We start from the raw sequence: 12,890 nt of genomic DNA on the forward strand, positions 1-12,890 counted from the left end.
AGCACGCGCAACCGACACGCGCCGATCACGATGCCGTCGGCGGCGTTCAGGGGCCCGTAGGTCGCGACGCGCACGCCGTTGACGTAGGTGCCGCTCAGGGTCCCGAAGTCTTCGATGAAGAGCGCATCGCCCTGCATCAGCAGTCGCGCATGTCTTCGGCCGACACGCCAACCGGGCAAACGCAGCGCGCAATCGGCGCCACGACCGATCTGCAGCGGCAAGGCGTGACGGCATTGCTCGCGTCGGCCAGACTCGAAGTGCAGCTCCAATGAAACGCTCGGGCTCATCGCGCCTCCCATTGAGATCGCCCGCCATCCGCCCGCGGATCGGCGGCGGTGCGCGGGTCGGCATCGGCCGCTGCGTGGGACGCCCCATCGAGCCCCACGCCGGCTGCCTTGCCGGCGGATGTGTCGGTGGATGTATCGGCTCGTGTTCCGGCTCGTGTGCCGGGGCCCGCTGTCGCCTGCGACCCGCCATCGAACTCCGGCTCGGGTGCCCATTGCGAACCGCGATGCCAGGTCGTGGGTGCAGGCCGCGCACCGCCGACCGGCATGTCGAGGCCCAGCGGCGTGTGTTCGGGGAAGGCGGCGCGCAACTGCCGATCGGCACGCTCGAGGCGCCGGGCATGGACGGGATGCTCGGCGCCCATGATGGTGGGCGTGACGAAAATGGCGAGCTCGGTGTCGCGCCGGGATTCGCGTTGCACGGAAAACAGCGCGCCGATGCCGGGGATGTCGCCGAGCAACGGCAGGCCGCTGCGCTGCACGGAAGTCTCGCGCGACAGGAAACCGCCGAGCACCAGGGTGCGGCCCGACGGCACGTTGAACTCGGTGCTGGCGCGACGCGTGCGCAAGGCGGGCCCCGCCGGCAAGGACAGCGATCCATCGATCGCGCTCGCCTCGACCTCGATGCGGCAGCGCACGCCGCCCGTGGCGTCGATATGCGGCGTGATCGTCAGGCGCACGCCATAGGGTTTGAAACGGGTTTCGCTGCGCTCATCGCGCTGGACGCTGGTGTAGGGCACCTCCCCACCCGCCAGGAAGCTGGCGGTGCTGCCGCTGCGTGCGATCAGTTGCGGCCGGGCCAGCATCATCGCATCGCCGCGTTCGGCCAGCGCATTGAGCCGCGCCGACACGCCGGCCTGCAACAGCCACTGACGCGGCGCCGGCGCCGCCACGGCCGGAAACTGCCACTGCACGCCGGAACGCGGCGGCGCGGCCGATTGCAGGTCCCAGCCCAGGCCGAACTCGCGCAGGCGCGAACGCGGCAGTTCCACGACCTGCACGTCGAGCATCACCATGTTGTCCCAGCCCACCTGGCCGGTGAAGTCGACGATGCGCGGATAACGCTCGGCGAGCGCAGCGATGCGCGTGCGGTCGTCGTCGGACAGCCCATCACCCTCGATGACGATGCTGTCGCCCGCCACGCTGGAGCGGGCATTGGGCACGTGCTGCAACAGCGCCTGCACCTCTGCCCGCATCGCGGTGAAGCCCGCGGGCCTGACGTGCACGGTGTAGGTCAGCGTGCGCTGCCCCCGCCGCCAGATCTGCACCGACGAAGTGCCCTCGCCACGGCCAAAGAGCACGACCTCGCGCCCCTCCACCGCCGCGGCCTGTACCACCTGTCCGCTACCCACCGCCACACGCGCCACCCCGGGCGTCGCGAGGTTGAAGGTCTGGCCCACATCGAGGGTGATCTGCGGCAACGATTCATGCGCGCTCCGTGTGGAAGAATCCTTGAACGCCGCCGCTTCGGACGCGCGCGGCGGGGCCGAGACGAAGCCAGCGGCATCCGCCGCCGCCTGCGCCGGGCGGGCCGCGGCGGCCGGTGCCGGCGCGGCGCCGATGCTGAGCATCGCCAGCACGCCCGCGCGAATGACCCGCTGCCGCCGCGCAGCGATCGGGCCTGGCAAGACCTTGGACATCAGTGCTCCCTCCCGAAATCGCCGAGCCCTTGCCGCACACCGACAACGCCGTCGTCGGCCGATGCGGCCGGCTCCAATGCCATGCCGCCCGCCGCTTCGCGGGCCTGCGCCGGCGCGCCGTCCTGGCCCGCTGCCTCGGCGTCGCCATACAGCACCTGCACTTCGGCCGGCGGCGCCGCGGCTTCGTGCAGGCCGAGCAGATGCTCGAGAGCCTGCGGCTGGGCGGAAGTCTGCGTGGTGTCGCCGGCGGTGCGCAGCACCGCGGTGAGCGCGCCGGCCTGGCGCGCCGCGATCACGCGCACGGCCTCCTCGGGCGTGGCCTCCAGCGTGAGGGCATCGATCTCGCCGGCCTCCGGCGCCGTCACCGACAACACGCGACCCGCCGCCAACAGCGGCAACGTGAGCGCTCGCGCCTCATGGGTGATCGACACATAGATGTCGAGCCGGTCGCCGGCCTGCAAGGGGCGCGGCAAGGCCAGGAAATCGTGCGCGGCGAGCGTGAGGGCGCGGCGCCCGGGCGCGATCCGCGACGCCAGCGATGCCGGCGCCGGCGCGGTCGCCATGCCTTGCAGAATCATCTGGCCCGCCTGCACCGGCAGGCCGAGGTGGCGCGACAGCAGCAGCTCGGCCTCTTCCGCAGCGAGCGCGCCGTCTGGCACGAAGCGCGCCGGCACCTCGCGCAGCGCCAGCATGTCGGCATCGAGGCGCGTGCCGGCGGGGAGGTCGCGGCTCGCCACGATGCGGCTCACCGTAGGCACCCGCGACTGGCGCAGGAGCTCGTCTTCACGGCGGGCCAGATGCGCATGCACGGCCCAGGCGGCCGCACCACCCGCGGCCAGCGTGACGATCCACACGCCATAGGCGCGGACCAGCCGGGCCATGCGCTCGCGCACGGCGAGACGGCCGGAGCGGGTCGGATCGCCGCTCATCGGAACAGCTCCTCGGCGGGCACCTCGGCCGCGGTGCCTGTGGCGCGCGCCCGGGTGGTGACCACCTGGGAAGCCATCGCCGGGGCCACGCCGGGCGCGCCTGAGCCATCGACGCGCGGAGCCGCCCGTGCCGATGCCTCGCGCCGCCGGAACCACACGCCGCTCCCCTCGGGCAACGCAGCGACGACATACGCAAGGGTGTCACCGCCTCGATGGCGCTGCACGAGCGCGCCGACGGCCGACGCGGCCAAGGTATTGGCCACGCCGTCGCGCTGCCAATGCTGCGCATCCAGGTGCGCGTGCAACCAACGCGCCAGTGCGGCCGGCGACATCGCCACTGCCCAGACCTGCTGCGAGACACGGCCGGCCGCCTCCGCGAACGACAGGTCGAGCATCAGGCGCGCGCCCGGCGCATCGCGCAGCGCCAGCGTCTCGGGATCGCGAGCGGGCTGCGCCAGCGCATCGGCCCGCGGCGCAGCGGGCGCGGCAGCGGCCTCTGCCGCCGGGGCGCAGACGCTCGCCAGCACACCCGCACTGCCCCCGCCCGCGAGCGGGGTGACGCTGACGCTCTGGCCGCACGGCGCCGCCTCGGCAATCAGGGTGAGCCGGTCGGGCTCGACCAGCAGCTGATGGAAGCGCGGATTGCGCTGCGCAAGGAAGTCGAGCAGATCGGCCGCGGCCTGCGGCGCGCGAAACACCGCGATCCGGGCCGCGTTGCCGGCGAGGCGGATGGACTCCGCCAGCGGCATGATCTGCGCCCCGGCCGGCAGCGTGGGCAAGGCCGCCGGTGCAGGGAGTGCGCCCCCCGCTGCAGCAGCGGCCTGCACGATGGCATCGGCGGCTGCGGCAGGCAAGCAGGCGAAAGCCGAGAGCACCCCCACGGCCAGCCACACGCCAGCCCGCCACACACCCGCGCGCGCATGCCCGGCGCTCATGGCGCGGCTCCGGCATCGGCGATGTCGGCCCAGGGCCGCAGCCAATCGGGCGTGAGGTGGCGGGCGCGCCACGGCCGGTCGATCGGCTCGCCAGCGCGAGCCACACGGCGTGCCAGGGCCAGGCTGGGCTCGGCCGCATTGCGCCAACCGGTGCGCGAATGCGCCAGACGCTGCTGCATGTCGGCCGTGGACGCGGCGCTGCCCGATTGCGTGGCCAGCAGCAGGCGGCGCGCGGGCAGACGCGCCGCCTGCGCTGCGCTCTCCGGCTCGGGCACGCCCCACAACGACGGCATGGCGGTGTCGGCGCGGCGAGATGGCAACGCGGCCGCAGCGGATGCCTGCGCCCGGGCCGGCGCAGCGGGCGCAACACTGGCGGCGACCACGCCGTCGAGCCGGTTGGTGAGACGCAGCCAATCGGCGGCAAGCAGGCGGGCCGGCCGCGCGGCACTGGCCGGCGCCGACACACCCACGGCGCTCAGCGCCATGGGCGCCCCACCCAACGCATCGGCCTGCTGCTCGGCGGCAAGCGGCGCACCCGCTGCACGCGAGAATGCCCACAGGCGCGCGCTCTCGCTGGCATGCAGCGCCATGCCGCGCACCCGATAGAACTGGCCGAACGCATGCCAGCAGACGATCAACAGCGCGCCGAGCAGGACCATCTCGGCGAGCGCCTGGCCGCGATCGTGTGGGCGCGCCGTGCCCGGCCACGGCATGCGATGGCGCGCGCTCATCGCCGCACCTCGCCCGGGCCGAGCGAGGCCGAGTGCGCCGACCCGCCGCCGGAGAACGCGGCCTCATCGATGCGGCGCGCCTGCCAGTAAGGCCGCAGCAACAGGGTGAAGGGCTCGGGCTCCTGGCTGGCCCGCTCGCCGCGCCCCGATGGCGGCGCCGCACCGAGCCCGGGCGGCGCAACGAAATAGGCCTCGGCCGCCGCCTCGCGCGCGACGAACGCCGTGTCGAGGCCTGGCCATACCAGGCGCCACGCAAGCGCTTCGGTCGCGGTGCCGGCGCGCGCGCTGTCGGCCTGCCCGATCGCGGACCGCAGCCGGATCGCGATGGCGGGCCAGGGATGCGCACCCGAAGCATGGACGGCGGGCAGCCCCTGCCCGGGCAGATGCCAGGCCTGCGCCAACGCACGCCAGCTGGCCTGGGGATTGGCGCCGTCGAAGCCGCCCCCATGGCGGCCGATCTCGTAGAGCCGCCACGCGTGTTCGGCGAGGGCGGGCGGCATCACGCGATCACCGGTGGCGAGCAGACCACCCGCATGGACGCGCGCCCATCCCATCGGATACTCGCGGTGATAGCAGCCACGCCAGCGACTGAAGCGCAGCGAATGGAACGACAAGGTATCGGCGGCCTGCCAGCGGCCGTCTGCGCCCAGGCGGGTGGCGCCGCGCCGGCGCAGCTCGTGCCGCAGCCAGGGGCACCATGCATACACGAGCCAGTCGCTGGGGCGCGTGTGATCGCGCGGGTAGAGCAAGGAGTAGTGCCCGGCGGCGGCGAGCGCCCACGGCCGCAGGCCGTCTGGCGCCGTGGCGCCGCGCTCGACGACGGCCTGCGGCCAGCCGTCGAAGATCAGGTGCAACGCGGGCGGCACCGTGCCATCGCTGTTGGCGCGCAGCACGGCCTGCATCAGCTGGGCGCGCAACTCCGGCGTGGCCTGCCACTGCGCCCGCGCGGCCTGCTGCAGCACCTGATGCACGGCCTGGTCGTGCCAGTGCACGGCGGCGCGCAGGCTCGCGAGCGATACCGGCCCGGGACGCGCGCGGCCGAAGGCCCATCCCACGCTCAAGCCGAACAGCCCCCCGATCAGCGAGGGCGGCGGATTGCGCATGCCGGCCTGCCGCGCCTGCGCGGTGGCGAACTGATTCCAGGCGCCAACCGTGGCGAGGTGCGCGAGCGCGACCTGATGCGCGATCTGGGCGCGATTGATGTAGGACAGCAGGTTGAGCGAGCGTGCATGGGCCAGCGCGCCGCTGTAGGCGGTGGCGTCGGCCACATGGGCGAGACGCGTGCGCGCGCCGGCCACGCGCCCGACCGCCGCGGAGCCCGCCCACGCCAGCGTGACGACCGCCATCAGCAACATGCCGAGCGCAAGGGCCTGGCCTTGCTCATGAGCCGGCATGGCGAGCGGCGACGCGGCGCCACGGTACGGGATGCGGGCGCGCACGGCATCCGATGAATCGGCACGGCCAGCGGCGCGCGCCGCAACGCGCGCTGGCACCAGGGTAGCGGGCGCGCTCATTTGCCGGCGGCCGCGTTGCCGGTGTAGGCCTTGAGCGAGCGCGACTTAGCCTGGTCGACGGCCTTGGCCGCCGCGCCCTGGGCCTTGCGTGCCTGGGCCGTGCCATCCTCGCCGGCGAGCTCGCGGGCCATGGCCGCCGTTTGCGCGCGCACCACCTGCCCGAACAACTGATAGACCGCGATGGCCGCCACGGCGATCAGCGCGACGATCACGATGTATTCGGTCATGGCCTGCCCGCGCTGCCTGCGCGGCGCAGGGAGGCCACTGCTGCGGCCGGCACGGGCCTCGCCAAACACGGAGGCGATCGCGGCCGTGGGCAAGCCGGCGTGCCGGCGGGGCGACGGCGCGCACGGCCACGGCGACGGTAGCGGCGATGCGCCGGCGCGACGCACAGGCCTGCTCACGCAGGGCCGCGGCAAGAATGCGCGCAGCGCGGGCGGCGCGCCGGGAAAGGAACGGACAGAGAGGGCGGAGAGCGGTGACATGGCACACCTCGCTAAACGGAACGAAGTGCCAGGATGCGTCGGCGCATGAGTCCCCGACTATGCGTAGATGCCGATGCCCCCACGCGGCATGTCCGCACGCCGCCAAAGAAAAACCCCTTGCCCGCAAGGGCAAGGGGTCAGGCCATCGAGAGGCGAGATCGCGCGCGCGGCGCGCGCTTCACTTCTCGGCGGCGTTGCTGATGGCGTTACCGGCGCGGGACATATCCTTGCCCATGCCAGCCACCGTGTTGCAGCCCTGCAGTACGAATCCGAACACCACAAAAGCCGTCAGCACGATCTTGCTGCGCATAATCACTCCTTGCTTACACACACTCAGGCGATGCGCACGCGCAGCTCGCCGAGACCCTCGACGCCGCCAGTGATGACGTCGCCCTTGACCACCGCGCCCACCCCTTCGGGCGTGCCGGTGAAAATGATGTCGCCCGGCTGCAGCTCGAACAGGCCGGACAGGTACGAGATGCTTTCGGGGATGTTCCAGATCATCTGCGACAGATCGCTCACCTGCTTGCGCTCTCCGTTGACGTCGAGCCAGATGGCGCCGCTGTCGATGGTGCCGGTGACGCTGCGCGGATGGATCGGGCCGATGGGCGCCGAGAAGTCGAAGGCCTTGCCCACTTCCCACGGGCGGCCCTGCTTCTTGGCCTCGCCCTGCAGGTCGCGGCGGGTCATGTCCAGACCCAGCGCATAGCCCCACACGCATTCGTTGGCCTGGTCGACCGGGATGTCCTTGCCGCCCTTGCCCAGCACCACCACCAGCTCCATTTCGTAATGCAGGTTGCTGGTCTTGGAGGGATAGGGCATGGAACCGGTTTCACCGTCGGCGATCGTCAGCAGCGCATCGGCGGGCTTGCTGAAGAAGAACGGATCTTCGCGGCCGGTGAAGCCCATTTCCTTGGCGTGTTCGGCGTAGTTGCGACCGACGCAATAGACGCGGCGGACCGGGAAACGCGCATTGCTGCCGGCCACGGGCACGGCCGCGACGGGCGCGGGCTGGATGACGTATTCCATGTTCGAAAACCTCGGTGAAAGCGCGGCCGGCGGCGCCGGCGAATGGCGTTTGAATAATGCGCGAGTTTATCCCGATTCGACGCGTGCGGCGGACAGGCCGCCACGTCGCGCGCGGTCGCAAAAAAGGCGGCGATCGCTCGCCGCCTTTTCAGCGGACCCAGGAATCAGGCCTGGCCCTTGGTGTAGCGCTCGGCGCTCTTGACGATCTCTTCGTGAGCGGCGTCGACACCCTTCCAGCCCTTGACCTTGACCCACTTGCCCTTCTCGAGGTCTTTGTAGTGCTCGAAGAAGTGCTGGATGCGGGCCACGTCTTCGGTGGGCAGGTCTTCGTACGACTTGATGTTGCGGTACGGGGGGTAGAGCTTTTCGATCGGCACGGCCAGCAGCTTGGCGTCACCGCCCGACTCGTCGTCCATCTCGAGCACGCCGATGGCGCGGCAGCGCACGACGGCGCCGATCTGGATCGGGAACGGCGTGAGGACCAGCACGTCAGCGGGGTCACCATCTTCCGACAGGGTCTGCGGGATGTAGCCGTAGTTGCACGGGTAGTGCATGGCGGTCAGCATGAAACGGTCCACGAAAATGGCGCCGCTGTCCTTGTCGACTTCATACTTGACGGGGTCGGCGTTCATCGGGATTTCGATGATGACGTTGAAATCTTCCGGCAGCTTCTTGCCGGGCGCGACGCGATCGAGACTCATAGTGGAACCTTGCTGTGCAAATAATGGGTCGGAAAATCAGGCTTTGTTTTTGTTGCGGGCGGCCTCGCCCGCTGCCGGCGGCGTGACGCGATCGACGGGATCGGTGTCGCCAGGCAGGCTGTGCAGCGGCGCCTCGAGGGCGGACCGCGGAATCGGCGCGCTGTCGAAGTAGTCTTCGATGTCGACCGCCGAACGCACCGGCACCGCGACGGTCTCGGGCTGCGGCGTGGCGCGGCCCGCCGTGCGTGCGTCGGGATCGAGCACGTAGTCGACCGCCGATGCGGCCACGGGCGGCTCGTCGTCGGGCAGGCCATCGACCAGCGGCGGCGTGTACGGCTCGGCCTCGACCGTGAGATAACCGGCCTCCGCATCGAAGTGAGCCGGATCGGCGCCGGTGTCGGCGGCCGGCAGCGCGGCGTCGGTGGCGAGCACCGGCAGCGCCATGCGCGCGGCCGTGGCGAGGCGCCAGTGGCGCACCGCATCGGCCGGACGGTTCAGGCGGTCGTAGAGACTGCCGAGCAGCGCATGAGTCTGGGCTTCGTTGCTGCGCGACAGGCTGCGCTGCAGATAGCGTTCGGCCTGGCCCCACAGCTGGCCGTTGAGGCAGAGCTGGCCCAGCGCGCTGAGCAGGTCGGTGTCGGCCGGGCGCTTCTGCAGCCAGGTCTCGGCCTTGGCCAGGCGGCGCGGCACCTGCTCCGACTCGCAGCGGGCATAGGCCGCCACCAGGGTGGGATTGAACTTGACCTCGATGGCCGATTCGAGAATGCGCGCGGCCTCGTTGTATTCGCCGGCGGCCTCGAAGGCCTGCGCGCCGACCAACGCGATGTTGGGCAACAGGCGCTCTTCGGACTTCAGGTCTTTCCAGATGGCACGCCATTCGTCGGTGGCCAGGCCGGCGCGCAGGCGCGCGGCGCCGGAGGCATCGATCAGCGCGTCGGCCTCGGGCTTGGCCAGCGCGTTGCGGCGCGCCAGGCCGCGGGCCAGCACGAACACGCGCTCCTGGTGACCCAGGGCGGTTTCGGCACGCAGCAGCAGGCGCATCGTGTGCAGGTGACGCGCGCCGCCATCCTGCAGCGGCGCCAGCACGGCCAGCGCACGCGCGGCCTCGCCCTGGTCGAGCAGCATGTCGGCCGACACCGTGGCCACCGCTTCCTGCAGGCCGGCATCGTCGCCGGCGTGCTCGCGCGCGGCGTCGAGCATGCGGTCGCGGCGTTCGAATTCGCCCAGGCCGTGCGCGGCGCGGGCGGCCGACAGCGCGGCCAGCACGCGGCGGCTGCGTTCGCGGGTCTGTTCGAGCAGTTTGGTGAGGTCTTTCTCAGCGTGGGCGAAGCGGCCCTCGAGCAGCTCGATCCAGCCGCGTTCGAGCAGCTCGTGATCGCGCGCCTGGGCACGGCGGCCGCGCCAGGCGCGCAGGCGGTCGGGGATCGCCACGAGCCAGGCCAGCACCCGCAGGCCCACATACAGCAGCACGAAGGCGGCCACGAGCAGCAGCACCGCGAGCGTGAGCGACAGCTCGATGCGCCACGGCGAGATGAGGATCAGCACATTGCCGGGGTGGGCGCGCAGCATCACGGCGAGCGCCACGGCCACGACGGCCAGCAGCAGGGTCCAGAACCAGGTACGCATGCGTCAGTCCTGCCCGTCTTCAGGCTTGAACCCCGCCGCGCGCAGCGCCGCGATGTTGTTCAGGCTGTCGGCCACGTCGGGCACGCGCACCGCGATGTCGGTCTGGGCCAGGTCGCGCGCGAGATGCAGCGCGGCCTGGGTGTCGGCGGAACGGCCGTCGAAGTAGCGGGAGAGCGTGTCGGACACGGTGTCGAGCTCGCTCTTCCAGACGGACGACTGGCGCATCAGCATCGAGAGCTGGACGGTCATGAGGCGCTGGCGCAGGGTCGAGCGGACCTGTTCGGCCTGTTCGGGCGACAGCAGCAAGGCGGCCGGGGCATCGGCGCGCTGCACCGAGATCATGTCGCCCAGCTCATGGGCCAGCGCGGAGCCGGCACGGCCGGGCCAGGAGGTGACTTCGGCGCGCCAGCGCTGCCACCACGGCGCATCGGCGGCGACGGCGGGCTCGGCGGCAGCGGGTGCCGGGGCCGGCGCGGCGGCCGACGGCGCGACCACGCCCGCGGGCGCGGCGGTGTCGGGCACCAGCAGCGGCGCGCGGCCGACCAGCGCCACCAGGCGATCGATGCGGGCCGACTGCGCCGGGATGTCGACGGTGGGCACGGCGCGCAGGCGATCGATGTCGCCATTGATGCTCTGCTGCAGGCTGGCGAAACGCGGACGGTCGGCGCGGGCGAGACGGCCCTGGGCGGTTTCGAGGGCGACGATGGCGTTGCCGACGTTGCCGGCCAGGCGCAACTGCTGGCTGGCGATGGTGACCAGACGCTCGATGTCGTTGGCCAGCATTTCGTCGCTGGTGCCGTCGTTGAGATTCTGCAGGGCCTGCTGCAGCGTGTTGTATTGGCTCTGGGCCTCGCGCACGCGGGTTTCGAGCTCGCTCACCTTGCCGGCCTGCGCCTGCGCGAGCGACAGCGCTTCGCGCGTGTCGTTGCGGGATTGGTTCAGGTCGCGGGTGAGCTGGTCGAGACGGGCGGCGACTTCGCGGCCCGAGTTCATGAACTGCTTGCGCTGCGCCCACAGGCCGGCGCCGAGGGCGCCCGCCAGGATGACCACGATGACGAGCGCCGTGATCAGGGTACTGCCGGACCGCTTGCCGCGCACCGCTTCAGGCTTGCGGGACGTCGATACGTCTGGCGCCGCGGCGCTGTCGCCAGAACGAGCCGGCGGCTGCACCGGCGGCGTGGATTGGGTGTTGTCTGTCATGACGCGATTGTATTCGGTGATGGCATAAAACGACGATTCAACCAGCAACAAAAGCCGCGAATATCGCCTCATCGGCAGGGATGCACTCTTTTACCATCGCCACGCCGGGGCCGCCAACGCGCAGGGCCTCGGCCAGCGCGGGATGCGTGATGATGGCGCGGCCGCGCGACCACCACTGCCCCGCATGGGCACGCGCGATGTTGGCCCGGACCGCGGCGATGCTTTCCGCGCTGGTCAGCAACCAGTGGGCCCGCACGTCGCGCGCGGCCCAATCCCGGATCTGTGCGAGCCGGGCGTCGTCCCAGAGACAGGGCACGCGACGGTAGACCGCCAGCGGCGTCACCGCCGCCCCCACGTCGCGCAGCCGCTCGGCCAGCCATTCGCGGCCGCGCGTGCCGCGCACGATCAGCACCCGGCGCGGCAGCGGACGCTGCGACAGGATGGCCCAGAGCGCCTCGGAATCATGGGTGGGCGCCTCGGCGCCCGGATGCAGGACTGTTGTATTCGCGCCAAACGCGCCGGATTCGTAGAGCGCGGCCGCGCTGGCCGGGCCCACCGTGGCCGCGGCCGTGGCGGCGGGCCAGGCGACCCCGCCGCGCGCGCGCCAGCGCTCGAGGAACAGGCGCGCCGCATTGCCGCTCACGAACACGACCAGATCGAAGCCGGCCGGATCGGGCAGGTCTGCGGCCGCCAGCACGGGCTCGAGCGCGAGCGCCGGCCAGCCGTGCGCCTCCCAGCCGGCGCCGCGCAGGCGGTCGGCAAGCGCTTCGTTGCGGCCGTCGGGCCGCGTCAGGATCGCGAGAGGCACCATCGGAACTCCAGCTCAGGCAGGTCGCGGCCGCCCCGGCGGGACGGCCGCAGGCCTCATTGCGGGTCTTGCGCGCCGGGCTGCAGCAGTTCTGCGAGGATGCCCGCGGCGCCCGCCGACAGCAAGTCGCGGGCCACGCCCACGCCCAGCGCGTCGGCCTGCGCGGGCAGGCCACGGCCTTCGGCGCGCACGATGCGCTGCCCGTCGGGCGAGGCCACCAGCGCGCGCAGGTGCAGCTCCTGGCCGTGCAGCTCCGCATACGCGGCGAGCGGCACCTGACAGGAGCCGCCGAGCTCGCGCGACACGGCGCGCTCGGCCGTCACGCACGCGGTGGTTTCTGCACAGGCGAGCGGGGCGAGCCAGGCGATCATGTCGGCACGATCGGCACGGATCTCGATGCCGAGCGCGCCCTGCCCTGCGGCAGGCAGGCTGTCGACCGGCGCCAGGCGTGCGCGGATGCGCGCCTCGAGGCCGAGCCGTTCCAGGCCCGCGGCGGCCAGCACGATCGCGGCGTAATCGCCGTTGTCGAGCTTGCCCAGACGCGTGTCGAGGTTGCCGCGCAGCGGCTTGACCTGCAGGTGCGGGTAGCGGGCGCGCACCTGCGACTCGCGCCGCAGGCTGGAGGTGCCCACGACCGCGCCCGGCGGCAGCGCCGCGAGATCGGGGTAGTCGTTGGAGACAAAGGCGTCGCGCGGATCGGCGCGGTCCAGCACGGCCGACAGCGCGAACGGCGCATGCAGGTCGACGGGAACGTCTTTCAGCGAATGGACGGCCAGATCGGCGCGCCCATCGAGCAGCGCCGTTTCCAGCTCTTTGACGAACAGCCCTTTGCCACCGACCTTGGAAAGCGTGCGATCCAGGATCTGGTCGCCGCGGGTGGTGAGGGTGAGAAGCTCGACTTCGCACGCCGGGTAAAGCGTGCGAAGCCGGTCACGTACGTGCTCGGCTTGCCACAGGGCAAGCCGGCTCGCACGGGTCGCGATGACCAGGCGTTGCGGAGCGGGCACG

The 12,890-nt window shown here is 71.9% G+C and carries 13 protein-coding genes and 1 pseudogene; all 14 read right to left on the minus strand.

The genetic code is table 11. The features are described from left to right. Positions 1–32: 32 nt before the first annotated feature. Positions 33–299: pseudogene (locus tag CEG14_RS26795) on the minus strand (FHA domain-containing protein); the annotation flags it as partial. Then, positions 284–1,924, minus strand: coding sequence for a type II and III secretion system protein family protein (locus CEG14_RS15190; RefSeq protein WP_256985729.1), 1,641 nt, complete (start codon positions 1,922–1,924; stop codon positions 284–286). The gene CEG14_RS15190 and the pseudogene CEG14_RS26795, both read right to left, overlap by 16 nt. Next, entirely contained in the window at positions 1,924–2,853 is a 930-nt protein-coding gene (gene cpaB, locus CEG14_RS15195; protein ID WP_094827155.1) for a Flp pilus assembly protein CpaB, read from the minus strand. The genes CEG14_RS15190 and cpaB overlap by 1 nt, the downstream gene beginning before the upstream one ends. Continuing rightward, entirely contained in the window at positions 2,850–3,788 is a 939-nt protein-coding gene (locus CEG14_RS15200) for a hypothetical protein (protein ID WP_143277222.1), read from the minus strand. Before CEG14_RS15200 ends, cpaB begins: the two co-directional genes overlap by 4 nt. After that, positions 3,785–4,519, minus strand: a complete 735-nt coding sequence (locus CEG14_RS15205; protein WP_094827157.1) for a hypothetical protein — start codon at positions 4,517–4,519, stop codon at positions 3,785–3,787. The genes CEG14_RS15200 and CEG14_RS15205 overlap by 4 nt, the downstream gene beginning before the upstream one ends. Continuing rightward, the gene (locus CEG14_RS15210; RefSeq protein WP_143277223.1) at positions 4,516–6,033 is read right to left on the minus strand and encodes a hypothetical protein; all 1,518 of its coding nucleotides are present in this window, start codon (positions 6,031–6,033) and stop codon (positions 4,516–4,518) included. Before CEG14_RS15210 ends, CEG14_RS15205 begins: the two co-directional genes overlap by 4 nt. After that, positions 6,030–6,260: a hypothetical protein gene (locus CEG14_RS15215; protein WP_094827568.1), complete on the minus strand. Its 231-nt coding sequence runs from the start codon at positions 6,258–6,260 to the stop codon at positions 6,030–6,032. The genes CEG14_RS15210 and CEG14_RS15215 overlap by 4 nt, the downstream gene beginning before the upstream one ends. Before the next feature lie 436 nt (positions 6,261–6,696). Further along, positions 6,697–6,828: an entericidin A/B family lipoprotein gene (locus CEG14_RS15220; protein ID WP_094827159.1), complete on the minus strand. Its 132-nt coding sequence runs from the start codon at positions 6,826–6,828 to the stop codon at positions 6,697–6,699. A gap of 23 nt (positions 6,829–6,851) precedes the next feature. Further along, entirely contained in the window at positions 6,852–7,547 is a 696-nt protein-coding gene (locus CEG14_RS15225) for a fumarylacetoacetate hydrolase family protein (RefSeq protein WP_094827160.1), read from the minus strand. 164 nt (positions 7,548–7,711) lie between these two features. Beyond that, complete coding sequence (gene ppa, locus CEG14_RS15230) at positions 7,712–8,248, minus strand: inorganic diphosphatase (protein WP_094827161.1); 537 nt, start codon at positions 8,246–8,248, stop codon at positions 7,712–7,714. A 36-nt stretch (positions 8,249–8,284) separates the two neighbouring features. Continuing rightward, positions 8,285–9,874 (minus strand): heme biosynthesis HemY N-terminal domain-containing protein, encoded by a 1,590-nt coding sequence (locus CEG14_RS15235; RefSeq protein WP_094827162.1) that lies wholly within the window; start codon positions 9,872–9,874, stop codon positions 8,285–8,287. A 3-nt stretch (positions 9,875–9,877) separates the two neighbouring features. Then, positions 9,878–11,074 (minus strand): uroporphyrinogen-III C-methyltransferase, encoded by a 1,197-nt coding sequence (locus CEG14_RS15240; protein WP_094827569.1) that lies wholly within the window; start codon positions 11,072–11,074, stop codon positions 9,878–9,880. Between the two features lie 37 nt (positions 11,075–11,111). Further along, positions 11,112–11,885: a uroporphyrinogen-III synthase gene (locus CEG14_RS15245; RefSeq protein ID WP_094827163.1), complete on the minus strand. Its 774-nt coding sequence runs from the start codon at positions 11,883–11,885 to the stop codon at positions 11,112–11,114. Positions 11,886–11,938: 53 nt separating this feature from the next. Next, the gene (gene hemC, locus CEG14_RS15250; RefSeq protein ID WP_094827164.1) at positions 11,939–12,889 is read right to left on the minus strand and encodes a hydroxymethylbilane synthase; all 951 of its coding nucleotides are present in this window, start codon (positions 12,887–12,889) and stop codon (positions 11,939–11,941) included. Between the last annotated feature and the right edge of the window lies 1 nt (position 12,890).

It is taken from the genome of Bordetella genomosp. 1 (genome assembly GCF_002261335.1).
Lineage (GTDB): Bacteria > Pseudomonadota > Gammaproteobacteria > Burkholderiales > Burkholderiaceae_B > Bordetella.

Coding starts and splice junctions, on each gene's coding strand:
- CEG14_RS15240 (WP_094827569.1), bottom strand. CDS start 11,074: ATGACAGACAACACCCAATCCACGCCGCCGGTGCAGCCGCCGGCTCGT.
- CEG14_RS15215 (WP_094827568.1), bottom strand. CDS start 6,260: ATGACCGAATACATCGTGATCGTCGCGCTGATCGCCGTGGCGGCCATC.
- CEG14_RS15220 (WP_094827159.1), bottom strand. CDS start 6,828: ATGCGCAGCAAGATCGTGCTGACGGCTTTTGTGGTGTTCGGATTCGTA.
- ppa (WP_094827161.1), bottom strand. CDS start 8,248: ATGAGTCTCGATCGCGTCGCGCCCGGCAAGAAGCTGCCGGAAGATTTC.
- CEG14_RS15190 (WP_256985729.1), bottom strand. CDS start 1,924: ATGTCCAAGGTCTTGCCAGGCCCGATCGCTGCGCGGCGGCAGCGGGTC.
- cpaB (WP_094827155.1), bottom strand. CDS start 2,853: ATGAGCGGCGATCCGACCCGCTCCGGCCGTCTCGCCGTGCGCGAGCGC.
- CEG14_RS15245 (WP_094827163.1), bottom strand. CDS start 11,885: ATGGTGCCTCTCGCGATCCTGACGCGGCCCGACGGCCGCAACGAAGCG.
- CEG14_RS15200 (WP_143277222.1), bottom strand. CDS start 3,788: ATGAGCGCCGGGCATGCGCGCGCGGGTGTGTGGCGGGCTGGCGTGTGG.
- CEG14_RS15225 (WP_094827160.1), bottom strand. CDS start 7,547: ATGGAATACGTCATCCAGCCCGCGCCCGTCGCGGCCGTGCCCGTGGCC.
- CEG14_RS15210 (WP_143277223.1), bottom strand. CDS start 6,033: ATGAGCGCGCCCGCTACCCTGGTGCCAGCGCGCGTTGCGGCGCGCGCC.
- CEG14_RS15205 (WP_094827157.1), bottom strand. CDS start 4,519: ATGAGCGCGCGCCATCGCATGCCGTGGCCGGGCACGGCGCGCCCACAC.
- CEG14_RS15235 (WP_094827162.1), bottom strand. CDS start 9,874: ATGCGTACCTGGTTCTGGACCCTGCTGCTGGCCGTCGTGGCCGTGGCG.